We start from the raw sequence: 20,903 nt of genomic DNA on the forward strand, positions 1-20,903 counted from the left end.
CAATAAAACAGGTAGTGAAACTTGACACTACCATTAACACAGAGGAGGTAATAAAAATGCAAATACCAACAACGCAGATAGGTATCATCGGACTTGCAGTTATGGGAAGGAGTCTTGCCCTGAATATGGCGGATCACGGATTTAAAGTAGGAGGATACAATCGCAGCCGGGAGGTGACAGAAACGCTGATGAGGGAACATCCCCATGAAAATCTCATCCCGTTTTATGATCTGAAAGAGCTTGTGGATTCCCAGGAGAGACCCCGAAAGTTCCTGATAATGGTCAAAGCGGGAAAACCGGTAGATATGGTGATAGACCAGCTTCTTCCCTTGCTTGATGAAGGCGACATGATCCTGGACGGCGGAAATTCATTTTTTGAGGATACAAGAAGACGGGAAAAAGAGCTGAAGGAAAAAGGAATTTATTATTTCGGCACCGGAGTTTCCGGCGGTGAAATGGGAGCCCGTTTTGGCCCATCCATAATGCCGGGCGGTGATAAAAAGGCCTATGAGCATATTGCGCCGATTCTGGAAGAAATTGCAGCAAAAGCGCAGGGAGAACCATGTTGTGCCTATATGGGGCCGGACGGAGCGGGACATTATGTGAAAATGGTCCATAATGGAATTGAATACGCAGATATGCAGTTAATTGCAGAGGCGTATCTGCTTCTTAAATATGCCGGCGGATTTACAAACAGGGAGCTGGCCGACGTATTTACAGAATGGAATAAAAGTGAATTAAAGAGTTACCTGATAGGAATTACAGCAGGCATTTTCCGTGAAAAGGATGATTTTACAGACGGAGAGCTGGTTGACTATATTTTGGACAGTGCCGGGCAGAAGGGAACGGGAAGATGGACCAGTTTAGAGTCACTGAAACAAGGCATAAATGTTTCCATGATTACGGCAGCCTGCAATGCGAGAATCATGTCAAACCGTATCAGTGAAAGAAATGCGGCAAGAGAACTATTTGCGGGGCCAATGCAGAATCTGGTGCCGGACAAAGCCGCTTTTCAGGAAAAAGTGAGAAAAGGACTTTATACAGCTAAAATAGCCGCATATGCGCAGGGCTTCGATTTACTTTCCCATGCTTCTTCTGATTATGGCTGGGATTTAGACTACGGAAAGATAGCTTCCATTTTCAGGGCGGGATGTATCATACAGGCCGAATTTTTAGATGATATAACAAAAGCGTTCACATATAACAGGGAACTACCCAACCTGATGCTGGACTCGTTCTTTAGAGACGGGATCAACCATGGACAGGACAGCCTGAGAAGTATCCTGGCAACGGGAATTCAAAACGGAATCCCTGTTCCGGCCATGAGCCAGGCAATCTCCTATATAGACGCGTTCCGGGGGACACCGGTAGGCGCAAACCTGATTCAGGCCCAGAGGGACTGTTTTGGAGCGCATACGTATGAGCGGACAGACAGGGACGGCATTTTCCACCATGATTGGAGGTTTGAGCATGAATAAAGAGCAGATATTTACAATCTTTGGCGGAACCGGAGACCTGACCTTCAGGAAGCTTCTCCCGGCTCTTTATAATATTGAGGCCTCGGATGACAAAGTATTTTGTCCCCGGGTGGTGGTAATCGGAAGACGGGACTACACCAGTGAGACATACCGTACCATGGCCAGAGAGTGGGTGGAGAAATTTGCAAGGCTGCACTTCAAAGAGGAGACCTACCAAAAGCTTGCGGAACGTATTCTATATTACCGTATGGATTTTACAGATGAAAAGGAGTATGGGGGACTGGATAGTTTCTATAAAAAAATGGGGGCCGGAAATCACATATTTTATTTTGCCGTTGCCCCCAGATATTTCAGCACAATCGTAAATGGTTTAAAAAGTGTGGCCGGAGCAGAGCATGGAAAGGTAGTTCTGGAAAAACCTTTTGGAGAAGACTTATCCTCGGCGGCTGAGCTGAATAGGACGATGGAGTCATTTTTTAAGCCGGATCATATTTACCGGATTGATCATTATCTTGGGAAAGAGATGGTGCGGAATATTCAGATTATCCGTTTTGCAAATCCAATTTTCAGTAATGTCTGGGATGCAGAGCATATAGAGTGCATTCAGATTTCGGCAATGGAAGAGGTCGGGGTCGAGACGAGAGGCGGTTATTATGACCACAGCGGCGCTCTTAAGGACATGGTACAGAACCACCTGTTTCAGATTCTCACCATTGTGGCGATGGAGCAGCCCGGCAGCCTGGCCGTAGAGGATATGCACCGTGAACAGATAAAAGTACTCAGGGCGCTCCAGGTACCGGAGGATATTTCACAAAGTATAGTACTGGGCCAATACGGCGGATACCGTGAAGAGCCCTCCGTTGACAGAAATTCTTCGACTGAGACCTACGCCGCACTGAAGCTGTCGGTTGATAATGACAGGTGGAGAGGCATGCCCTTCTATGTGCGCACCGGTAAAAAACTGGGTAGACGGGAAATGCAGGTGGCGGTTGTATTTAAAAGCCCGGCTCCGGGATTAGAGTCAAATATCCTGAATATTAAGATTCAGCCTACGGAAGGCGTATATCTTCAGTTTAATATTAAGAAGCCGGGTGAGACGGAGGAAATTATACAGGCGAAAATGGATTTCTGCCAGAGCTGTTCTTATGTAAACCGGATGAATACGCCGGAAGCCTATGAACGCTTGCTCGGCGCCTGCATGCGTGGGGAGCGTTCCTGGTTTTCACAGTGGGATCAGGTTGAGACAAGCTGGAACTACGTGGACGAGGTGCGGGAGAAATACCGTGAAATGGGACTTCCTGTGCATATTTATGAGCAGGGCAGCGCTGGGCCTGAGGCGGCAGATGTGCTTTTAGGTCGAGACGGGCATTCGTGGTTTGACTGATGACTTCATAAAAAGAGCAATGTTTTTACTTTTGATATAGTGTTTTTTATAGCCAATACACTATAATAGAAAGAAATACATTGCTCTTTTTATGAAGTCGCCAAGCTTAAAGTTCTATGATATAATTTTAGTAACACAATTGGAGTAGATAGATACTGGATAAATGGAGGGCTGCAATGGGATTTAATCCGGGAATCAGTATAGGGGCAGAATTGTCTAATAATGAATTGCGTCAGTTATATAAATGTGGAAATATGGGAGGAATGCGACGTTCAAAGCAAACGGGCACTCTTGTTATAGTTTCCGATCATACCAAAGGCTTCTACAGTGATGTATGGAAAAATGGAATTTTATACTATACAGGTATGGGAAAGATTGGGGATCAAATTTTAGATGGAAATCAAAATCGTACTCTGTATAATTCTAATGAGAATGGTGTAGAGTTACATTTATTTGAAGTGCTTGAAAAAGCTAGATATACTTATAAAGGGATAGTAAAGCTTGCCGATGTCCCATATCAAGACAAACAAAAAGACAGTTCGGGAAAAATGAGAAATGTCTGGATTTTTCCTATAAAACCTGTTTTCAATACAAATCAAAGTGAGTCAGATGATTTTGAAAAGGAAGTTAGAAAGCTTTCATATGTAGAATTAAATAATCGATTGAAAAACAATCCTGACAATAAAGAATCAAAGACAACGGAAACGATAGTATATTATAGGGATCCATATTTAAAAGAACTAGTTAAACGCCTTGCAAATGGCCAGTGCCAGTGTTGCGGTTCAGAAGCTCCATTCATTGATAAAAATGATGAACCATATTTAGAAGAGCACCATGTGAAACGACTCGCAGATGGGGGGAGCGATACAATTGATAATGTAGTTGCTGTCTGCCCTAATTGTCATAGAAAGTTTCATGTTTTAGATGATGAAAAAGACAGGCTTGTTCTTGAAATAATAGCGAATAAAAATGCAGAGAAATTAAAACGTTTGTTGGCATTCGAAAACAGTTTACATGAAACAACCTAACACATCCCAAAAAACTTATTTATAAGAGATAAAGGAAACAATGATGGCAGTAAACGTAGTAGCAGCAGTGATTAAAAGAAATGACAAAGTATTTGCAACACAGCGTGGTTACGGTGAATTTAAGGGCGGTTGGGAATTTCCTGGTGGAAAGATTGAGCCTGGTGAAGGAGCTAAAGAGGCATTAAAACGTGAGATTCGTGAGGAATTGAACACGGATATCGAGGTCGGGGATTTGATTGATGTTATAGAATATGATTACCCTACTTTTCATTTATCAATGAAATGCTACTGGTGTAGTATTATAAAAGGATCGCTGGAATTACTAGAACATGATGAGGCAAAATGGTTGGGAAAGGAAGAACTAAGTTGTATATCATGGCTTCCGGCTGACATGGAATTGCTCGATAAAATAAGGCGGGAATTGTAATCAGACAGTAGATATAAGATAGATTTTGACTCAATGATGCAAATTAGCAGGAGGGAATACTATGTGGACCTACACGAAATGTACATCCAAAGACAGGGAAGAAAAACTGAATAAGCTGACAGAGGCCTTTGCACGGGAAAAGGACTGTTCAAGATATTTATCCGAGGTGCAGAAATTCATTAACAGCACCCAGACAACTATTGTGCTGCTTCAGGATGTGGAGGACAATGTCCTGATAGAGATGGATTATGTACCGGTGAATGACTATGTTTTCCATGTTGTCAATATTGAAGAAAACGGCATTAAAAAGCAGGGCCTGCCATGCATGACGATTAAACAGGCAGTCAGTCAATTTATGGCGGAGATACAGGACTGACGGTAACCGTTTTCATACGAAAGAGGAGGTCTTTATGCCCACCATATTTCTTAGCCATACAAGCATTGACAAACCATTTGTAGAAAAATTGGCGAGAGATTTACAGCGCCTTGGGATCAGTGTCTGGTACGATAAATACGAAATTAAGGTCGGAGAATCGCTATCTGGCGGCCGATACGGATGAATGGAATCCAAACCGTGTATCTAAAAGCTGCTATAATACGGAGATAGGCAGCACTGTAAATGAGGTTGAGGAGTACATCTATCAGAGAGTGCGGCAATTTGTGGATGTATGGGGAAAACCGAGAGGTGAAAACCATATTTTTACGGATAAAAAGATGAAACTTGAGACCACGTTAGAAAGCATTTTTGAAATCCTGAAGAAAACGAATTGGGATCAGTGAGTGTTTGAGACAGTGTTAAAGAGAGAACAGGATTCCGGGCCGGAGCCGGAATAAGCACTGAGAGAATAAAGGCCGCAGGAGGATTCATGGAACCATACTATTACAACCAAATGAGCAAAGCACAACGGACAGCCTACCACGCCATGAAAACCGGCCTGGTCTCTTTGGCTCCGTCATTTCCGGTACCGCGGCTGGAGAATCATGAGCTGAGTGATATTTTCTTTAAACTGAGACTCGACTGCCCGGAGATCTTTTATGCCGTGGGTTTTCACTACCGGTTTTTTCCGGATTCCGGCAATGTGGAGATGATACCGGAATACCTGTTTGAAAAAGGTAAGATTAAAGAGCATCAAAAGGCGATGAAGGCGCGTGTGGAAAAGCTGTGCCGGCCGGCGCAGTCACTTGCGGAACGTGACAAAGAACAGTACATTCACGATTTTATCTGCACCCATGTCCATTACGATAAGCTGAAAAAGCCCTACTCCCATGAGATAATCGGCCCGCTGGGACAGGGAGTCGGGGTTTGCGAAGGAATTGCCAAAACCGTCAAAATCCTCTGCGATAATCTGGGAATCTGGTGTATGATCGCGATTTCGGATTCCAATCCGGATAAAAATATCAAGTACCGCCACGCATGGAACGTCATTAAATCAGGAGGCATGTATTATCATTTGGATGCCACATTTGATAATACGCTAAGCGACGGTGATATGGTAAGATACGACTATTTTAACCTGGATGACAAACAGATATTCCGCGATCACGAGCCGGTAATCTACAAAGTCCCTCAGTGCAGTGACGGAGAGAAATTTTATTACCGGGAAAAGAAATTGTCATTTACAAAAACAGAGGATGTGCAAAAACGCGCCCTCCAGGCAATAAGGAAGGGGAAACCACTGCTGTTTCACTGGCGCGGAGGATACCTCACGCGGGAGGTGTTATCAGAACTTTTAAAGCTTTTAGAGGGGACGGCCAGGCAGAAGGGAAAACACGCACGGACCGGGCTGAACTGGCCCCAGGCGGTTCTGCATGTCACATTTATCGAGGAGGCGCCGCCGGAAGAACTGGTTGTCGAGGAAGCAAATGAAGGAGAAAGACAGTAAAATCGGGAGAAATGAAATTGTCCCGAGTGCAGAAGCCCCTGGAAAGGAGAAAAATGTCTTTTAAAATAATCACAGGTGATATAACGAAATGTGAGACTACAGCAATTGTAAATGCAGCGAATACATCCCTTCTTGGCGGAGGCGGCGTGGACGGGGCCATCCACCGGGCGGCCGGGCCGGAGCTTCTGGGAGAATGCCGGATGCTCCGCGGATGCAAGACTGGACAGGCTAAAATCACAAAAGGATATAAATTGAAGGCGGAGTATATTATCCATACGCCGGGGCCGGTATGGCAGGACGGCGCTCATAACGAACGCGAACTTCTGGAATCATGTTACAGGAGCTGTCTTGAGCTGGCATTAAAACACAATATCCATGAAATTGCATTTCCGTCCATCAGCACCGGCATTTACCGGTTCCCGGTCTCAGAAGCGGCTGCAATTGCAGTCAGGACAATCCATCAGTACCCTCAGATGGACGTTACAATGGTATGTTTTGACGCAGCAACGAGACAGGCGTACGAAGATGCGGAGACGGCGTATCAGAACAGAACGGATGGATAGGCCGACAGGAGGTGCTGCATGGATTTTTATAAGCGGATGGAGAAGGTCTGTCATATAATACCATATGGAAAAGTCGCTACATACGGTCAGATAGCAATGCTCTGCGGCAAGCCGCGCAATGCAAGGCAGGTGGGGTATGCGCTGAGCCACGGCCGTGTGGAAAGCGGGATTCCAGCATGGCGGCTGGTGAACAGCAGCGGCTTTCTGTCGGGAGCGGCTTATTTTGAGTACCCGGAAATGCAGCGGCTTCTGTTGACGGAGGAGGGCGTAGCGGTTTCGGCGGAAAACAGGGTGGATTTGAAAAAATACGGATGGAAAAATTCACTTGCCGAAGCGCTGGAGCTGAGAAAGAAATTTGAGCGGGAAGGAATTTGAATGGAACGGAATACATAGGAGGGGGCCAATGTACTATTGGAGCGAAACCGTATCTGCAACCTCTTTGGAGAAGGAATTTCTACAATTGCTGATGCCGTCGTTTATTATTTCGAATTACTGGCCCCTCTGTATAACGCGATGGTCTGGCGGCCGCCGGTAAAATGATAAGCTCTGCCCGGCTGTGACAATGAAAAGTCTGGCTGGAAATAATTGACAAAGTAAATTAAAAGGAGTATAATCCCTATTTATTAACAAAGTAAACTATATTTGCACTGCGCGGGTCTAAACGCCCGGTTTGTCCGGGGCATCTGTTGATGAAATACGGTATATGTGAGTCTGCCCGGAGCGGCATGCGGTGAGTGGAGAGGGTATGGAAAAGGCAGCAGAAAAGAAGGATTGGATGGAAATGATGAAAATCATGCAGGATATCAGGCAGTTCTGCAGCCTGCATGTGAAGCGCAGTCCGAAAGGCGGAATTTCCTCAGCTCAGGAACTGGATCTTCTGTCGAGGCTGCATTTATCGGAAAATCCTCTGACCCCGCATTCTCTATGTGAAAAAATGGGAATCAGCAGGCCTCTCGCCAGCAGGCTGATTGAAAATCTGGAGATGAAGGGGTTCTTGGAAAAGGAAGTCAGCGAGGCGGATAAACGAAGTTACTTTTTACGGATTACAGAGCTTGGCAGCCGGGAACTGAAGGGAACCTATGCGTATTACCTGGAACCGGTATACCTGCTCAGGACACAGATGGGGGAAGAGAAGTTTGGCCTGCTGGCCGGGCTGCTTTGCGAGTGCAACCGGATATCGGGTGAAAAACAGCAGTCACAGGCTGACGGTACGGATGAGAGCGGAGGCAGAAGGTAACTGTTCATGCTGTCTTAACTGTTACGGCAGAAGTAGTTTGTTTAGATTGAAAGGACGGGATTTTATTTGACATTATATCAGGAATTACAATTAAACCAGGCAGGTTCAAAGGCGCTTATCAAAAATGCCGGGAACCGCAGAGAGAAGCAGAGGCATATTGGCGTCTATATCCTGAAGGTATTTTTGACCATGGCGTTCTGCGTGGCTTTTATTTCGGCATTTACCGCCCTGTTCGGGCCGGAAAACAGTATCGCGGGAGTCGTGGTGCTGCTGGCAGTCATGGTCTTCAGGCAGGCGGATTTGGGAATTGATTCAAAGCAGAGCTTCTTTGTCCTGCTGGGAATTTTCGGGATACTTTCAGTCGGGCCCCATATTGCGGCTGTATCTTCTCCGATCACGGCATTTGCTGTGGATTTTATCTGTATTTTCGCGCTTACATTCTTTGGATGTCATAATATTCTGATGTCAAACCATGCAACTTTTGTGTTGGGGTATCTGCTTCTGTCAGGCAATGATGTGTCGGGCGGAGCATATGGTACGCGGATTTTGGGACTTATGGCCGGCGGTCTGCTGACGGCCCTGATTTTTTACCGCAATCATTATAAAATCACCTATAAAAGACGGCTTTCTGACCTTTTTCGGGAATTTTATCTCACATCGTCCAGAACTAAATGGCAGCTTTGCATTACGCTCGGCGTGGCTCTCGTCATGCTTGTTTCACGGGAACTGGGGCTTCCCCGGCCGATGTGGGCGGGCTTTGCGGCCATGTCGGTCATGCAGCCATTTGCAGAAGATTTAAAGCAGCGCGTAAAACACAGACTGCCGGGTACCATAGCGGGAGGCCTGCTGTTTCTCCTGCTGTGCCGGGTGTTACCGGAAGGGAGCTACGGGATGCTGGGGATCGCCGGCGGAATCTGTGTAGGATTCTGTGCAACCTATGGGTGGCAGACGGTTTTCAATTCTTTCGGCGCTCTTGCCGTGGCGGCAGGCCTCTATGGGGCCGGCGGGGCTGTGATGCACAGGTATTTGGCAAACATAATCGGTATTGCTCTGGCGGTGGTATTCTACAGCGTATTTGAATATCTATCCGGCAGAATGAACGCGGCAGAGACTGTTTCCGAGTAAGGGAACGGCTCTGCCGTTTCTGTTGAAGGCGGTGACCTGTTCGCGGAGCGTGCAGGTTATCGTTTACGCGGGCATAGGAGCAGTGAGCAGTTCTGGAAACCATGAATAGACTTTCATCTGCGTCCATGCTACAATTGATGCATCTTACAACTGTGACAAAGGAGTAAAAAAATGACTGGAAGAAATTTTGGAGCGGCTTCAGTAGTATGGCAGGTGATATGGCCGATTCTGCTCTATAGTTTTGTAACAACAGTGATGGCCTTGCTGGTCGGAGCCAGACTGGATGTAATGTGGATTCTGCTGATTTCAGCTATCCTGACATCCGGGGTTCTGTATTATTTTTACAGCAGGAGGAGGCAGACGGAAGGCCGTCATTACGGTCCTTCCTGGCGGGTACGTCTGGATATTGGAACCGGGGCCGCGCTGCTTTTTGTATTGGCGGCATCCCTTTGCGTTTTTCTGAATAACCTGATTGAGATAAGCGGTATCGCTTATGTTTCAGAGGCATTCGATGAGGTGAGCGCCAGCATATTCGGCGTCTCCGTCTGGCTTCAGATACTGGCGGTGGGTTTTGCGGCTCCCGTTGTGGAGGAATTGATTTTCAGGGGAATGGGATACGGCAGGCTGCGCGGCGTGATGGGGATTATACCGGCCGCCATTCTGTCATCGCTTCTATTTGCCTTGTACCATGGCAATCTGGTTCAGGCGGTCTACGGATTTTTAATGGGGCTTGTGCTGGCGGTTGTTTATGAGCATTTTGACGGACTGGTTCCGGCCATATGGCTGCACGTCTGCGCGAATCTGACCTCAATTGCGCTTACCGCTTTGTCGGGGCGTTATCCTTCTTTTTTTGGAGGAATATTCTATGCGGCTGCAGGCACTGCCGTTTCCGGACTGCTGGTATGGGGCTGCCTTCTGATGATCTATGACAGGAAACGCAGGATTAGAAAATAAAGGTGATGGATTAATTGTTCTCTTTCATGAATAGAATGATAGTATCGCCCGAATAGGGATCGGGGAATATTTTGAACTACGTAGAAGGGGAATAAGTAATTGTGAAGCAGAATCATTACGATGGGAGAGTGTGAATGACAATTAAAAATTAACGATTTTACCATCGAGACAGGCAGGTTCCGGCATTGTGGAGGAACCTGCCTGTTTTGCCGCCCGGGAAGTAAACACGGCTGCCGTTCCCCTGCGTTGTCCCGTTAAGCTCCTGTTTTAAAATATAAACTTATGCCGTTTTTTCCTTTAAAATCAATGTATACAGACAAAAAATGAATTTTTGTACAGTAAAAAATACTTGACAGCCGGCGTTGTCACGGATATAATTTCATGCATTAGCATGGTAGCAGACTAAAGCAACATTCCGGAAGAACTATGATTACTCTCCGGACTGCCGCACAAGCGCGGGCTTAAAATTCTGAAGATGCACCACAGGCTAAAATATTATGATAGGAGGAAGGAAACATGAGAAAGAATCAAATGAAAAAGCTGGCCGCTTCCGTAGCCGCCGCTTTACTGTCCACGACAATGCTCAGTGCCTGTTCTGCGTTAAGCCAGGCGCCGACAGTAGTAAGTGAGGAGAGTTCTCTGCATCATGATACAGACGGGTCATCAGCCGCCGTACCGGGTTCAGAAAGCTCTGAAGCCGCCCATTCTGATTCTGCATCCGGCGGCAGGCTTGCCGATATTCTCGAGCGCGGTTACATCGAAGTTGCGACAGAGCCGTATTTTGCGCCGAATGAGTTCATAGATCCTTCCAAGCAGGGGGACGGCAAGTACGTCGGCGCCGATATTGAACTCGCCAGATATATAGCGGAGAAACTGGGTGTCGAGTGCCGTATTGTCCCTCTGGATTTTGAATCCGTACTAAGCGGTATTTCAGACGGCAAATATGACCTGGCTATTTCAGCCCTCGCCTACACTCCCGCCAGAGCAGAGGCCATGGAACTATCCAAGGGATATTATTTTGACGATGAGAAAGTACAGTACGGGCTTATGGTGCGAACGGAGAATTTGGATAAGATTAAGAGTGCGGAGGATCTGGCTGACAAGACACTGGTTGTCCAGAGCGGTTCTTTACAGGAGATGTTTGCAAACGAACAGGTTCCGGCGTATAAAGAGCTGAAACGCGTCTCTGCTACAACGGACGGTTTCCTGATGGTTCAGGAAGGAAAAGCGGACGCCGTTATCACCGCCAAGACGACAGCAGAGCTGTATCTTGATGCGAACGACGGCTGCGGCATGACGATTGTGCCCGATTTCTCGTTTACCGTGGATGAGTCCACACAGGGGACAAGAATCGGTATCACAAAGGGTGAAACGGAACTTTTGCAGAAGGTCAATGCAATCATTGATGAAGTTGTAAAAGAGGGTACGTATGCGTCCTGGTACGAAGAGTACAAGGAATATGCCCGGAGTCTCGGCCTGTAACGGGCTGATTTAAGGCGGGAGGACTTCGGAAATGATAGAGACAATGATAAAAATGTGGGACCGGTACGGCTTTGTATATTTACAGGGCCTTACCGGCACCCTGTGCCTTGCTGCAATTACAGTATTCTTCGGCACATTGATAGGAATGATTTTGGCCATTATGCGGCTTTCACGCGTGAAACCATTTCAGTGGTTTGTGCGTTTTTATATCTGGGTGCTGAGAGGCACGCCGATACTGCTTCAATTGTATTTCTTCTGGATTTTTTTACCCAGGGTGCTGCCGGTGAAAATATCGGACAGTTCCTGTATTATCATAGCGCTTATTATCAATGCCAGCTCTTATGTGGCAGAGGTAATCAGAGCCGGGATACAGGCGGTGGATAAAGGCCAGACGGAGGCGGCGCGGAGCCTTGGAATGACAGGCAGCCATACAATGACGCAGATAATCCTGCCGCAGGCAATTAAAAATATACTGCCCGCACTGGGCAATGAGTTCATCACCATGATCAAACAGGCATCCCTTGCCTCCGTATTCTTTATCAACGAGCTTACCACATCGTATAAAACCATATCATCGGCGACATTCCGCCCCGTGGAGGCGCTGATGATAGCGGGTATCATTTACCTGATGGTAACTACGGTTTTAGGAAAAATCATGGAATATGCGGAATGGAGGATGAACAGGAATGAACGGTAAATGCAATGACAGAGTATTATCGCAGGATGCAGGCCGGGGCGGGAAAGCTGAACCGATTATCTGTGTGGAGAACCTGAAAAAATCCTTCGGCGATTTAGAGGTACTGAGGGGAATTACGGAATGTATCTACGAAGGTGAGGTGGTTTCGGTAATCGGCCCCAGCGGCGGAGGGAAAAGTACATTTTTGAGATGTCTTAACTGTCTCGAAAAGCCAACCTCAGGCAAGGTATTATTCAGGGGAACCGACATCACGGATGCCTCCGTCAATATTGACAAATTCCGTCAGAAGATGGGAATGGTGTTCCAGAGCTTTAATGTATTTCCTCATTTAAAGGTAATCGATAATATCACCATCACTCCGGTGCTGGAGAAAAAGGTTCCAAAGGCCAAGGCGGAAAAAAAGGCGTGTGAGCTTTTGGAGCGGGTTGGACTTCTGGACAAAAAGGATGTCTATCCCGGCAAGCTTTCCGGAGGGCAGAAGCAGAGGCTGGCGATTGTGCGGGCTCTTGCGATGGAGCCGGATATGATGCTTTTTGACGAGCCGACATCGGCCCTTGACCCGGAAATGGTAAAGGAAGTCCTTAATGTAATCAAATCCCTGACTGAGTCCGGCATGACAATCGTCATTGTGACCCATGAAATGGGATTTGCCAGGGAGGTCAGTGACCGTGTATTTTTCATTGATAACGGTATTATTCAGGAACAGGGTACGCCGGATGAGATATTCGGCAATGCTAAAAACCCGAGAACCATTGAATTTCTTGGTAAAGTACTGTAATATAATGGAAAAAGGCGAAAGTTCATGCTGACGTTTTACCGGTGGCAAAGGAGGTATGACAGTTGACGGATATTGAATTAATTGAGAGAGCAGTGGAAGAAGAGGCAGAGCGGATACTGGCGGCCAATGACCGCATTTGGGAATTTGCAGAGCTGCCGTTCCACGAAGATAAATCGGCCGGGCTGCTCTGCGGACTGCTGGAGGAATCCGGTTTTACCGTAGAGACGGGACTGGCGGGAATTCCAACCTGTTTTACGGGAACATTTTCGTTTGGCTCAGGAAGACCGGTGATGGGAATTCTCGGGGAGTATGACGCGCTTTCAGGACTCAGCCAGGAGGCTGCCGTTCCGGTAAAGAAGGAATTAATGGAAGGTGCGCCGGGCCATGGCTGCGGTCATTGTGCCCTTGGAACCGGCGCTCTGGCCGCTGCGATAGCGGTTAAGAAATATCTGGAAGAGTTCCGTAAAGACGGCACCATTATCTATTTTGGCTGCCCTGCCGAGGAAGGGGCCGGATCGAAACAGTTCATGGCCCGTGCGGGGATGTTTGACGATGTGGATTTTGTATACACATGGCATCCTTCTACGGCCAACCAGGTGGATCCGATGCACAGCAATGCAATTATGGGAGCCAACTTTTATTTTAAAGGACTGACATCCCATGCGGGAGCGACTCCCTATCTGGGCAGAAGCGCCCTGGACAGCGTGGAGCTTATGAGCGTGGGCTGCAATTATCTGAGGGAACATATAATTCCGGAAGCCAGAATTCACTATGCTTATATCGATGCGGGAGGAACAGCTCCCAATGTGGTCCAGGATCATGCAACGGTGCGTTATGAGGTGAGAGCGCCCTATGTGTCACAGGTGAAGGAGCTTTACGAACGTGTCGTAAATGTGGCGAAAGGGGCGGCCATGATGGCCGGAACGACGGTGGAATGCGAACTGGCGATGGCATTTACCGAATATATTCCCAATATGGCTCTGGCATCTGTGGCAGATGAGTGTATGCAGGAAATAGGCGCTCCGGACTGGACAGACGAGGACTACCGGCTGGCCAGGGAGTTCCTCAACACCTATAACGAACAGACAAAAACAATGATACGGAAGGAAATAATTGATAAATACGGAGAGGACAGACTTGAGGAAATTCTGGAAAATCCTCTCGACAGTGAGATTCATTCCTTTGAGCCGTCAAAAATTAAGCTGGAAGCCGGTTCCACCGATGTGGGAGACGTGGGATATGCCGTACCGACCCTGAACATCAATGTGGCGACCTGCTGTATTGGAAATGTGGGTCATACATGGCAGATGACGGCTCAGTCATGCAGCCCGATTGCCCATAAGGGACTTCTGACGGCTGCCAAGGTGATGGCGCTGGCATCGGTCAGGACGATGGATCGCCCGGATGTAATAGAAGCGGCCAGGGCGGAAGTAAAAAAGAGAAACGGCGGGAAATACACCTGTCCGCTGCCGGATTCCGTAAAACCGCCGCTTGACACTTATTAAGACTATTATAAAACAGATAAAATCCGTGATATTTGAAGTCACGGATTTTATTTGTATCTGATTGAAGGCGGTGACCTGTGCACGGAGCATGCAGGTTATCGTTATCCAATTAATTGTACAACAGGAGATACGAATTAACAAGTATTTACAGTTTAAATCACGGCCTCTCCCCGCTTAATTAAAAACATATGATCCGCCAGAAGCCAGTTGGCCCTGAAGAGCCGCATTAACTGCCAGTATCCGGCTCCTGCCAGGTTATATTCTTTTATCAGCTCAAATTTGGCATACATGCTTCTGACATCCTCAAACCAGACTTCATGCTGGATGCCGTATTGCCAGTAGCGCAGATGTGGAGACTGGGCCGTTTCATCAAAGTAGATCGGTACTCCATGGTCGATTGCAAGCTGAACGGCTTCTCTGTAACCCAGACTTCTGGCTTTTGTAACGCCCTGCTCATAAGGAAGCGGCCAGTCATATCCGTAATTGGGAATTCCCAGACTTATTTTTTCGGCCGGTATCTCGGTCAGCGCATATTCCACGACTCTCCGTACCATATTAATCGGAGCGACTGCCATCGGAGGGCCATATGTATATGGGCCGATAGCTTTATGGTAAAATATAAAACCGCATATTTACGGCTCTTTTGGAGTTTTAGGATATATATTAAGCGTGAAATTTGCAGTAGCCCCCTGCCCTTTTCGGTTTCTCTCGGTTTTAAGGTAATCCGCCTTAATCAATACACTTTTTAACATTTCATTGCGGACGGAAACGTCATTAATAGTCCAATAGACGGACACAACATTTTTGACCTTGGGAATATAATCACGCTGGGCGCTATCACTTTCTATAGCATCCTCATAGTCCCTCTTTAGCTCATCAAGTTCGACCCGGAGAGTACATCTTTTTTCTTCAAGCACCCTTCGGCGCTCCTGGAAGGTTTCGATATCATAAATGCCCTGTTCAAGTAGATCGTAAGTGTTAGATAATTGCTTTTCGGTTTGACCATAGGCAGACCGCACACTTTTATAAGCAGCTTCTTTAAAAGAGATAACGGAGGCATATTCTTCCCTTTCTTCTTTGGGCCAATCCAGCTCATACTTTCTCAACCAGTCGGAAAGACTGGTCAGTAATTTTTGTTCCACAAGAAGTAAGGGCGCCGATACATTATCACATCGACTATTCGGGCAGCGAAGCACAGGATAATTTGTTTTAGTATTACTTCCGGCTCTTGTCATCATGGTTCCACATTTCGCGCAATAAATAAGACCAGATAGTGGATTTTGGAGCATTGTAATACCAGTTTTAGGGACTGGCTTACATTTTCGTATAAGTTGGGCCTGTTCATATAATTCTTCGCTTATAATTGGCTTAAATTTACCTCGTACCTTTTTACAGTCGTCGTTTTTAGGGCGGCTCTCTATGATTCTTCCGTCAATTAATTGTTTTTCCGGCTTTCTCCATCCCCAGCGCTGATAACCGGCATATACAGGATTGCGTAAAATATCCATGATGGAAGAAGCTGACCACTTGCGCCCAGTACGCGATGGTACCTGCATCAAATTAAGGCGTTCACAAATCTGATAAGAACCAAAAGAAGTGCCGTCTTCCTGTGAAGTAGTGTAAAGTTCATATATCAATTGAACAATTTTCGCTTCATCTGGCACTACTTCCAATACGTACCCCTTATTTTCCTTCTTCTTGACTTTTTCATATCCGTATGGCGCGGTTCCGGCAATATACCAGCCCTCCTCAAATGCAGATACCCGGCCGCGCTGAATCCGCCGGTTAATGGTCTTGTATTCTCGCCGGGACATAAAAAGGTTAAATTCAAAATATTCTTCGTCGTATTCGTTGTCCGGATCGAATACTTTTGTTGGTGTAATTATTTTTGTATGACTAAACTTAAATGCTTCAGCGACTGTACCCTGATCCTTTGTGTCACCACGGGCCAATCGTTCCACCTCCATCACCAAAACACCTTCCCATTTACCCTGCATAACCTCAAGTAAAAGCTGTTGCATCCATGGACGGGCCGATATGGTTTCTCCGGAGACGATTTCTTTATAGACAGCACCGATAGGCAGTTTCATTTTGATTGACAGCTTAGTTAATTCCTGTTCATGCCGGGCCAGGGTTTCTCCTTCTCCGCGGGTCTCTGCTTCCTGGTCTGCTCGACTCTTTCTTAGATAAATTGCATACATTATATCAACTCCTTGCAAAAACATTATATGAAAAATTTCTATAAAAATAACGTCCCTTGCCAGGACGCCCCGAAGATGATATAATTTAAGTGCCATAGTTATATCAGGCCGGAGCAATCCGGTAAAGGGAAAGTCATGTAAAAGCCGTTCGGTGTTGACAGCACCGGGCGGTGTTTGCATAGATAGCAAAAGACACCCATACAATTACTTGTATGAGTGCCTTTTAACCATAATCAATATGGTTCTCTCTATACAAGTATAATACAATATTACATAAAATATTACAACCTTTAAAAAGAGTTTTTTTCAGGGTTTCAATACATAAAACTATCATAAAATAGTGTTACTTATCAAATTTATTATATTCTATATCATCTTTTGGAAATCTTAAAAGCCTATCTAAATCTGATATATTTTTAATGCCCATTTTAGCATGCACGTATTCAAAAGCGTGTGGGTGAATCTTTGACTGAAGGTCTAAAAGCATTGCTTTTAGTTCAGAAATAAATTGTTTATATTCGCTTATAGGAAGAAAATACTTAAAGTAAATTATTAAATCAAATATATTCTGATGTAAGTTCCTGACATATCCTCCGCTTAACATACGAAGGTATTTTTCGAGAATGCGGCTTGTTTGCCCTCGATTGTTTGGATTTCTAGTCAAACAATAGACACGCTCGTTATGGGCGCATGAATTTCTGATTTTTCTCATCCAATGCAGACTTCCGATTAAAAGTTTTACATTTGGTCGGCCAGATTCATCTACTAGATCATATAAAAAGCATAGGGAATGAGATACATCTGGTTTACTAACGCGAATAACATCGATAAAGGTAGAAAAATTAATTACTTTGATCATGATCCAAGTAGGTATTTGTTTGTGGTTTTCCATATAAAACTTGACATAATCAAGCTGACTTTTGCTCAATTCATTATATGCATTGGAAATAACGGACATTTTCTCTTGGAGCGATTTGCTAGGTGCATATGCATTTGTATCGTACCAGGAAGTGGAGCCATTGTCGTTGCATTCATCGAATTTATATCCGGCCAAAGTTCTGGTTTCTTCTTCAACTTGTGTGATATATCTTAATAAAAAGGAACGTAGATGATCGTCAAATTTTTTTACAGCCTGTAATTCGCTTATAGAGGTTCCGGATATGTAACAATGATTACCTTGTGCGTCTTGACCACTGACAAAGGGTGTCTTATATCCGTTCACTATGTTAAAATATCCAGCACGAACCAAGATCATCTTATGAGCAGAACCATTACATGTGATATGCTTGTCATTTCTGAGCTTTCTCATTTGTTGATTATATGTCAAAAATAATTTATCATCATTCATCGCAATCTATCCCCTTCTTTTGTTTTGTTAAAAAGCCATAGGCTATTTAATCGTGATTATTTAAATAAATCAAACAGGCTAAAAGTAGTCTTTTTATAGACTTTGTTATAGGCGGCCTTCTTTGGGTTCCTCAGCCAGCCCATGCCCTTCTTGCCGTATCCCGGGATAACCGCTTTCTTGATTGCCCTTTTGGCCCGGCCAGTGGTTCTTGCCTTAAAGGACTTCAAAGGGCTTATTTTTCGCATACCGAATTTCATGTGATTTTCCCCCGTGTCATATATAAAAGCCGTTCCGGTTGCTGCCGGGGCGGCTTTTGTTATGTGCATATTTTCGGCTATTTATCTAAGCCATTAATACGCAGGCAGTTTTCATACGCCAACTCCTGGAGAATTTTATACAAAGACTGAACATTGTATTTTTTAGGAAATTCCAGCTTATGCGATGCATACGTTACGTGATGCCCTTTCAGTTCAGGGGAGTTGATATACGTAAAGGTCAGCTCACTGTCATCAAAGCCGAAACCGGATGTCTCCATTTTTACATCAGTAATAGAAAACAGATTTATGGATGTAACGCTCATTTTTGTACCGGTGGCGCCTTGCTTATCGGTCAAAACAATGCGCTTATCAGTAAAAATCAGTGCATCACGCACGAGTTTGAAGCCCATTGTAATCTGTTCTCCATCCATGAGGTACATTCCGTATTCTTTGTTAAGTTCCTCCACAGACGCCTCGCTGTAGTTCGCAGCAAATCCTCCCTGCAAAATGTTTTTCATTCCAAATGCCATAATAAAAATCCTCCTTATTCTTTGATATGTATAAAAAGCCAAAGGCTATTTAACTTCCAATAATTTCCAAAACCGATTATGGAAATTGAGAGTAAAATAGAACCATCATGAAAATTTTACTAAACGAAATCATGTACAGTAAAAACTTAACGGTACGTCAAGTGAGTTATTTAACGGGGGTCCCTCGTTCGACCCTATCGGATATCTGCAATGGCACAATGCCAAGAATGGATACCATTGAAGATATCGCCAGGGGGCTAAAACTACGGGTTTCGGACCTTTACGAGTCGGATATTAAATAAGTGTCCGAGAACTCGGACAAATGTCAAAACTAAGTTACATACATTTATGGACAGGCGTTTAAGGTATAGATACAACAATATCCATACAGAGAAACGAACGGATGTTCTGCAAAAGTTGTTGAGTATTTCTAAAAAGTATGATATTATGATCTAAGAACAAACGTTCGAGAAATGGGGGCGTACATATGAATTACAAACAAACACTGCATGAACTTATTGACTCTCTTGATGAAAATACTTGCAAAAAGATTTATCATCTGATTTTAGGCCTATTGGGGAGGGATTAGTCCTCCCCAGGCTTATTATGCGCTTCATTTAAGCAATTCTCAAATTGTTTATATACATAATCCCATTTATCGTCAGGAAAATAATACATCATTTCAACAAGGGCCGCTAAAACGGCTTTTTTTTGATTTGAGGCATTCCCCATGATATGACCGAAGCGATTAAAAGCTATATCCATCGAATCCATTTCGTTAAACATTTCCCCATTACCAGTTCTAAGCCAGGTTTCGTTTACATTAAATTCGCGGCAGATAGATTTCATAACAGCATCCATCGGCGTATTTCGGCCAGTTTCATAATTTGCGAGAGAATTTCTTTTCAAGCCAACCCTATCAGCAAATTCTTGCTGAGTCAATCCCAATGTTTTACGTAACGCCTTAATACGTTCTTTCAAATTTATCACCTCGCTTTCTGGATTAATTATAGTATAAAAATGTGCTGATGTCAACAAAAAAGTGTCGAAATCAACAAAATGCTATTGACAATAGTCCTATTAGCACTTATAATGATGTTGTAAGCAACAAGAAAGCGAGGTGAAAAGATGAAAACCAACAGAGATGACACCAAAAACATTGAGGCGAAACGCCTTGAACAGATCCGTTACATCATGGAACACTGGGACGAACTCCCAGAAGGACTTCAGGGACGCTTTAGGGGAACTATTGAAACCGCTCAAGATTTTTTGAAAGAAATAATAAACCAGCCAACGCACATTAAAAACTAGGAGGTATAAAAGAAAAAAAGCATGGAAACAAGTACAACCAGTCAAACATAAACTCTACCATAAGGAAGGAGGGCACCACATGGCAGTAGTTGAAATTATAAAAGACGGAGAGACAACAATCATATTCCACGATGATTATTGCAAAGATACCACGAAAGAAGAGATTGAAAGTATTATGCGGCACATAGCAAAAATTGCATTGCCGCATATGAAAGCAGCCATGAAGAGGGAGGAGAATACCGGCTAAAGCCGGTTCGGGTGGACAAGCCATGAAACAAGAATGAAACCATTGCAATAACTGCCGGAATTACGGCCGCTGCCTGGAACGGAGCAGGAAATATCCCTGCAAAGACTACAAGCGGCGCCGCACCGGTTAAAGGAGGGGAAAAGATGCACGTACACTATAAGAATGGTCCAGAGATAGTACGCCGGGCGCGGCAGCAGGACAAGCGTTGGAATGAATACAGATACATAAAGATACTTGAAATAATCACACTTGCAATGTGCAGCGTTGTCATATTCCAGGCGGCCATACTGGTCTGGAAATGCCTGTGAAAATATTGAAAATTTGATGGAGGAAAAATGGAGAAGAAGGAAATAGAAGCACCAAAAACAGTACATGGGTTTAAAATATTTAAACATGATTGGACTTGCATGGGGAAACAGTACACTTGCCCTGGAAGGTTTATAGAAGAAGGGAAACTTGAAGTTTGTG

At 45.0% G+C, this 20,903-nt stretch carries 26 protein-coding genes and 1 pseudogene; 21 read left to right on the forward strand and 6 right to left on the reverse strand.

Translation table 11 applies throughout. The annotated features are described in order from the left end of the window. Positions 1–56: 56 nt before the first annotated feature. From gndA to CLOSYM_RS21685, 17 genes are all read left to right on the forward strand, one after another. Complete coding sequence (gene gndA, locus CLOSYM_RS21610) at positions 57–1,478, forward strand: NADP-dependent phosphogluconate dehydrogenase (protein ID WP_044903128.1); 1,422 nt, start codon at positions 57–59, stop codon at positions 1,476–1,478. Beyond that, positions 1,471–2,862, forward strand: coding sequence for a glucose-6-phosphate dehydrogenase (gene zwf / locus CLOSYM_RS21615; protein WP_021643839.1), 1,392 nt, complete (start codon positions 1,471–1,473; stop codon positions 2,860–2,862). The genes gndA and zwf overlap by 8 nt, the downstream gene beginning before the upstream one ends. A gap of 176 nt (positions 2,863–3,038) precedes the next feature. After that, a complete protein-coding gene (locus tag CLOSYM_RS21620) occupies positions 3,039–3,890 on the forward strand; it encodes an HNH endonuclease (RefSeq protein WP_021643840.1) in 852 nt (283 codons plus the stop codon). A 40-nt stretch (positions 3,891–3,930) separates the two neighbouring features. After that, entirely contained in the window at positions 3,931–4,317 is a 387-nt protein-coding gene (locus CLOSYM_RS21625; RefSeq protein WP_021643841.1) for a (deoxy)nucleoside triphosphate pyrophosphohydrolase, read from the forward strand. A gap of 61 nt (positions 4,318–4,378) precedes the next feature. Next, positions 4,379–4,693, forward strand: coding sequence for a hypothetical protein (locus CLOSYM_RS21630; RefSeq protein ID WP_003500836.1), 315 nt, complete (start codon positions 4,379–4,381; stop codon positions 4,691–4,693). Positions 4,694–4,727: 34 nt separating this feature from the next. Then, positions 4,728–4,877 carry a toll/interleukin-1 receptor domain-containing protein gene (locus CLOSYM_RS24320; protein ID WP_081459714.1) on the forward strand — a complete coding sequence of 50 codons (150 nt, stop codon included), beginning with the start codon at positions 4,728–4,730 and terminating at the stop codon, positions 4,875–4,877. Then, positions 4,804–5,097 carry a hypothetical protein gene (locus tag CLOSYM_RS21635; protein WP_044903130.1) on the forward strand — a complete coding sequence of 98 codons (294 nt, stop codon included), beginning with the start codon at positions 4,804–4,806 and terminating at the stop codon, positions 5,095–5,097. The genes CLOSYM_RS24320 and CLOSYM_RS21635 overlap by 74 nt, the downstream gene beginning before the upstream one ends. Before the next feature lie 86 nt (positions 5,098–5,183). Further along, on the forward strand, positions 5,184–6,200 hold the full coding sequence (locus tag CLOSYM_RS21640) for a transglutaminase domain-containing protein (protein ID WP_003500832.1): 1,017 nt from the start codon (positions 5,184–5,186) through the stop codon (positions 6,198–6,200). Between the two features lie 53 nt (positions 6,201–6,253). After that, positions 6,254–6,763, forward strand: coding sequence for an O-acetyl-ADP-ribose deacetylase (locus CLOSYM_RS21645; RefSeq protein WP_003509844.1), 510 nt, complete (start codon positions 6,254–6,256; stop codon positions 6,761–6,763). Positions 6,764–6,781: 18 nt separating this feature from the next. Continuing rightward, the gene (locus CLOSYM_RS21650; protein ID WP_003509843.1) at positions 6,782–7,138 is read left to right on the forward strand and encodes an MGMT family protein; all 357 of its coding nucleotides are present in this window, start codon (positions 6,782–6,784) and stop codon (positions 7,136–7,138) included. 370 nt (positions 7,139–7,508) lie between these two features. Continuing rightward, a complete protein-coding gene (locus CLOSYM_RS21655) occupies positions 7,509–8,000 on the forward strand; it encodes a MarR family winged helix-turn-helix transcriptional regulator (RefSeq protein WP_003500822.1) in 492 nt (163 codons plus the stop codon). Positions 8,001–8,066: 66 nt separating this feature from the next. Further along, on the forward strand, positions 8,067–9,125 hold the full coding sequence (locus CLOSYM_RS21660) for an FUSC family protein (protein ID WP_003500820.1): 1,059 nt from the start codon (positions 8,067–8,069) through the stop codon (positions 9,123–9,125). A gap of 171 nt (positions 9,126–9,296) precedes the next feature. Further along, a complete protein-coding gene (locus CLOSYM_RS21665; RefSeq protein WP_003509840.1) occupies positions 9,297–10,079 on the forward strand; it encodes a CPBP family intramembrane glutamic endopeptidase in 783 nt (260 codons plus the stop codon). A 516-nt stretch (positions 10,080–10,595) separates the two neighbouring features. Next, complete coding sequence (locus CLOSYM_RS21670; RefSeq protein ID WP_021643845.1) at positions 10,596–11,561, forward strand: substrate-binding periplasmic protein; 966 nt, start codon at positions 10,596–10,598, stop codon at positions 11,559–11,561. Between the two features lie 31 nt (positions 11,562–11,592). Beyond that, entirely contained in the window at positions 11,593–12,258 is a 666-nt protein-coding gene (locus CLOSYM_RS21675; RefSeq protein ID WP_003500815.1) for an amino acid ABC transporter permease, read from the forward strand. Then, positions 12,248–13,036 carry an amino acid ABC transporter ATP-binding protein gene (locus CLOSYM_RS21680; RefSeq protein WP_021643846.1) on the forward strand — a complete coding sequence of 263 codons (789 nt, stop codon included), beginning with the start codon at positions 12,248–12,250 and terminating at the stop codon, positions 13,034–13,036. The genes CLOSYM_RS21675 and CLOSYM_RS21680 overlap by 11 nt, the downstream gene beginning before the upstream one ends. 62 nt (positions 13,037–13,098) lie before the next feature. Next, positions 13,099–14,541, forward strand: coding sequence for an amidohydrolase (locus CLOSYM_RS21685; protein WP_021643847.1), 1,443 nt, complete (start codon positions 13,099–13,101; stop codon positions 14,539–14,541). A gap of 152 nt (positions 14,542–14,693) precedes the next feature. Here the strand turns inward: CLOSYM_RS21685 and CLOSYM_RS21690 are convergent. The 5 genes and pseudogenes from CLOSYM_RS21690 to CLOSYM_RS21710 form a co-directional block, all read right to left on the reverse strand. Continuing rightward, positions 14,694–15,134, reverse strand: a pseudogene (locus CLOSYM_RS21690) (glycosyl hydrolase family 18 protein); the annotation flags it as partial. 39 nt (positions 15,135–15,173) lie between these two features. Beyond that, positions 15,174–16,742, reverse strand: coding sequence for a recombinase family protein (locus CLOSYM_RS21695; RefSeq protein WP_044903133.1), 1,569 nt, complete (start codon positions 16,740–16,742; stop codon positions 15,174–15,176). A gap of 343 nt (positions 16,743–17,085) precedes the next feature. After that, entirely contained in the window at positions 17,086–18,090 is a 1,005-nt protein-coding gene (locus CLOSYM_RS21700) for an Abi family protein (protein ID WP_021643850.1), read from the reverse strand. A gap of 56 nt (positions 18,091–18,146) precedes the next feature. Next, a complete protein-coding gene (locus CLOSYM_RS21705; RefSeq protein ID WP_044903149.1) occupies positions 18,147–18,347 on the reverse strand; it encodes a hypothetical protein in 201 nt (66 codons plus the stop codon). Between the two features lie 77 nt (positions 18,348–18,424). Continuing rightward, on the reverse strand, positions 18,425–18,877 hold the full coding sequence (locus tag CLOSYM_RS21710) for a PH domain-containing protein (RefSeq protein WP_021643852.1): 453 nt from the start codon (positions 18,875–18,877) through the stop codon (positions 18,425–18,427). A 131-nt stretch (positions 18,878–19,008) separates the two neighbouring features. Here CLOSYM_RS21710 and CLOSYM_RS24190 point away from each other — a divergent pair, with 131 nt between their 5' ends. Beyond that, positions 19,009–19,179: a helix-turn-helix domain-containing protein gene (locus CLOSYM_RS24190; RefSeq protein WP_334291438.1), complete on the forward strand. Its 171-nt coding sequence runs from the start codon at positions 19,009–19,011 to the stop codon at positions 19,177–19,179. Between the two features lie 283 nt (positions 19,180–19,462). Here CLOSYM_RS24190 and CLOSYM_RS21715 read toward each other — a convergent pair whose 3' ends face one another. Further along, positions 19,463–19,858 carry a helix-turn-helix domain-containing protein gene (locus CLOSYM_RS21715; RefSeq protein ID WP_044903135.1) on the reverse strand — a complete coding sequence of 132 codons (396 nt, stop codon included), beginning with the start codon at positions 19,856–19,858 and terminating at the stop codon, positions 19,463–19,465. 147 nt (positions 19,859–20,005) lie between these two features. Between CLOSYM_RS21715 and CLOSYM_RS21720 the strand changes: the two genes are divergently transcribed. The 3 genes from CLOSYM_RS21720 (at position 20,006) to CLOSYM_RS22860 (ending at position 20,743) form a co-directional block, all read left to right on the forward strand. Then, on the forward strand, positions 20,006–20,188 hold the full coding sequence (locus CLOSYM_RS21720) for a hypothetical protein (protein WP_021643854.1): 183 nt from the start codon (positions 20,006–20,008) through the stop codon (positions 20,186–20,188). Between the two features lie 79 nt (positions 20,189–20,267). After that, positions 20,268–20,435 carry a hypothetical protein gene (locus tag CLOSYM_RS22855; RefSeq protein ID WP_021643855.1) on the forward strand — a complete coding sequence of 56 codons (168 nt, stop codon included), beginning with the start codon at positions 20,268–20,270 and terminating at the stop codon, positions 20,433–20,435. Positions 20,436–20,578: 143 nt separating this feature from the next. Beyond that, a complete protein-coding gene (locus CLOSYM_RS22860) occupies positions 20,579–20,743 on the forward strand; it encodes a hypothetical protein (protein ID WP_021643857.1) in 165 nt (54 codons plus the stop codon). Positions 20,744–20,903 lie beyond the last annotated feature (160 nt).

Source organism: [Clostridium] symbiosum ATCC 14940 (genome assembly GCF_000466485.1).
Lineage (GTDB): Bacteria > Bacillota > Clostridia > Lachnospirales > Lachnospiraceae > Otoolea > Otoolea symbiosa.

What these genes read in the sequence shown, in the direction of transcription:
- gndA (WP_044903128.1), top strand. Translation starts at nt 57, where the DNA reads ATGCAAATACCAACAACGCAGATAGGTATCATCGGACTTGCAGTTATG.
- zwf (WP_021643839.1), top strand. Translation starts at nt 1,471, where the DNA reads ATGAATAAAGAGCAGATATTTACAATCTTTGGCGGAACCGGAGACCTG.
- CLOSYM_RS21620 (WP_021643840.1), top strand. Translation starts at nt 3,039, where the DNA reads ATGGGATTTAATCCGGGAATCAGTATAGGGGCAGAATTGTCTAATAAT.
- CLOSYM_RS21625 (WP_021643841.1), top strand. Translation starts at nt 3,931, where the DNA reads ATGATGGCAGTAAACGTAGTAGCAGCAGTGATTAAAAGAAATGACAAA.
- CLOSYM_RS21630 (WP_003500836.1), top strand. Translation starts at nt 4,379, where the DNA reads ATGTGGACCTACACGAAATGTACATCCAAAGACAGGGAAGAAAAACTG.
- CLOSYM_RS24320 (WP_081459714.1), top strand. Translation starts at nt 4,728, where the DNA reads ATGCCCACCATATTTCTTAGCCATACAAGCATTGACAAACCATTTGTA.
- CLOSYM_RS21640 (WP_003500832.1), top strand. Translation starts at nt 5,184, where the DNA reads ATGGAACCATACTATTACAACCAAATGAGCAAAGCACAACGGACAGCC.
- CLOSYM_RS21645 (WP_003509844.1), top strand. Translation starts at nt 6,254, where the DNA reads ATGTCTTTTAAAATAATCACAGGTGATATAACGAAATGTGAGACTACA.
- CLOSYM_RS21650 (WP_003509843.1), top strand. Translation starts at nt 6,782, where the DNA reads ATGGATTTTTATAAGCGGATGGAGAAGGTCTGTCATATAATACCATAT.
- CLOSYM_RS21655 (WP_003500822.1), top strand. Translation starts at nt 7,509, where the DNA reads ATGGAAAAGGCAGCAGAAAAGAAGGATTGGATGGAAATGATGAAAATC.
- CLOSYM_RS21665 (WP_003509840.1), top strand. Translation starts at nt 9,297, where the DNA reads ATGACTGGAAGAAATTTTGGAGCGGCTTCAGTAGTATGGCAGGTGATA.
- CLOSYM_RS21670 (WP_021643845.1), top strand. Translation starts at nt 10,596, where the DNA reads ATGAGAAAGAATCAAATGAAAAAGCTGGCCGCTTCCGTAGCCGCCGCT.
- CLOSYM_RS21675 (WP_003500815.1), top strand. Translation starts at nt 11,593, where the DNA reads ATGATAGAGACAATGATAAAAATGTGGGACCGGTACGGCTTTGTATAT.
- CLOSYM_RS21680 (WP_021643846.1), top strand. Translation starts at nt 12,248, where the DNA reads ATGAACGGTAAATGCAATGACAGAGTATTATCGCAGGATGCAGGCCGG.
- CLOSYM_RS21695 (WP_044903133.1), bottom strand. Translation starts at nt 16,742, where the DNA reads ATGTATGCAATTTATCTAAGAAAGAGTCGAGCAGACCAGGAAGCAGAG.
- CLOSYM_RS21700 (WP_021643850.1), bottom strand. Translation starts at nt 18,090, where the DNA reads ATGAATGATGATAAATTATTTTTGACATATAATCAACAAATGAGAAAG.
- CLOSYM_RS21705 (WP_044903149.1), bottom strand. Translation starts at nt 18,347, where the DNA reads ATGAAATTCGGTATGCGAAAAATAAGCCCTTTGAAGTCCTTTAAGGCA.
- CLOSYM_RS21710 (WP_021643852.1), bottom strand. Translation starts at nt 18,877, where the DNA reads ATGGCATTTGGAATGAAAAACATTTTGCAGGGAGGATTTGCTGCGAAC.
- CLOSYM_RS24190 (WP_334291438.1), top strand. Translation starts at nt 19,009, where the DNA reads ATGTACAGTAAAAACTTAACGGTACGTCAAGTGAGTTATTTAACGGGG.
- CLOSYM_RS21720 (WP_021643854.1), top strand. Translation starts at nt 20,006, where the DNA reads ATGAAAACCAACAGAGATGACACCAAAAACATTGAGGCGAAACGCCTT.
- CLOSYM_RS22855 (WP_021643855.1), top strand. Translation starts at nt 20,268, where the DNA reads ATGGCAGTAGTTGAAATTATAAAAGACGGAGAGACAACAATCATATTC.
- CLOSYM_RS22860 (WP_021643857.1), top strand. Translation starts at nt 20,579, where the DNA reads ATGCACGTACACTATAAGAATGGTCCAGAGATAGTACGCCGGGCGCGG.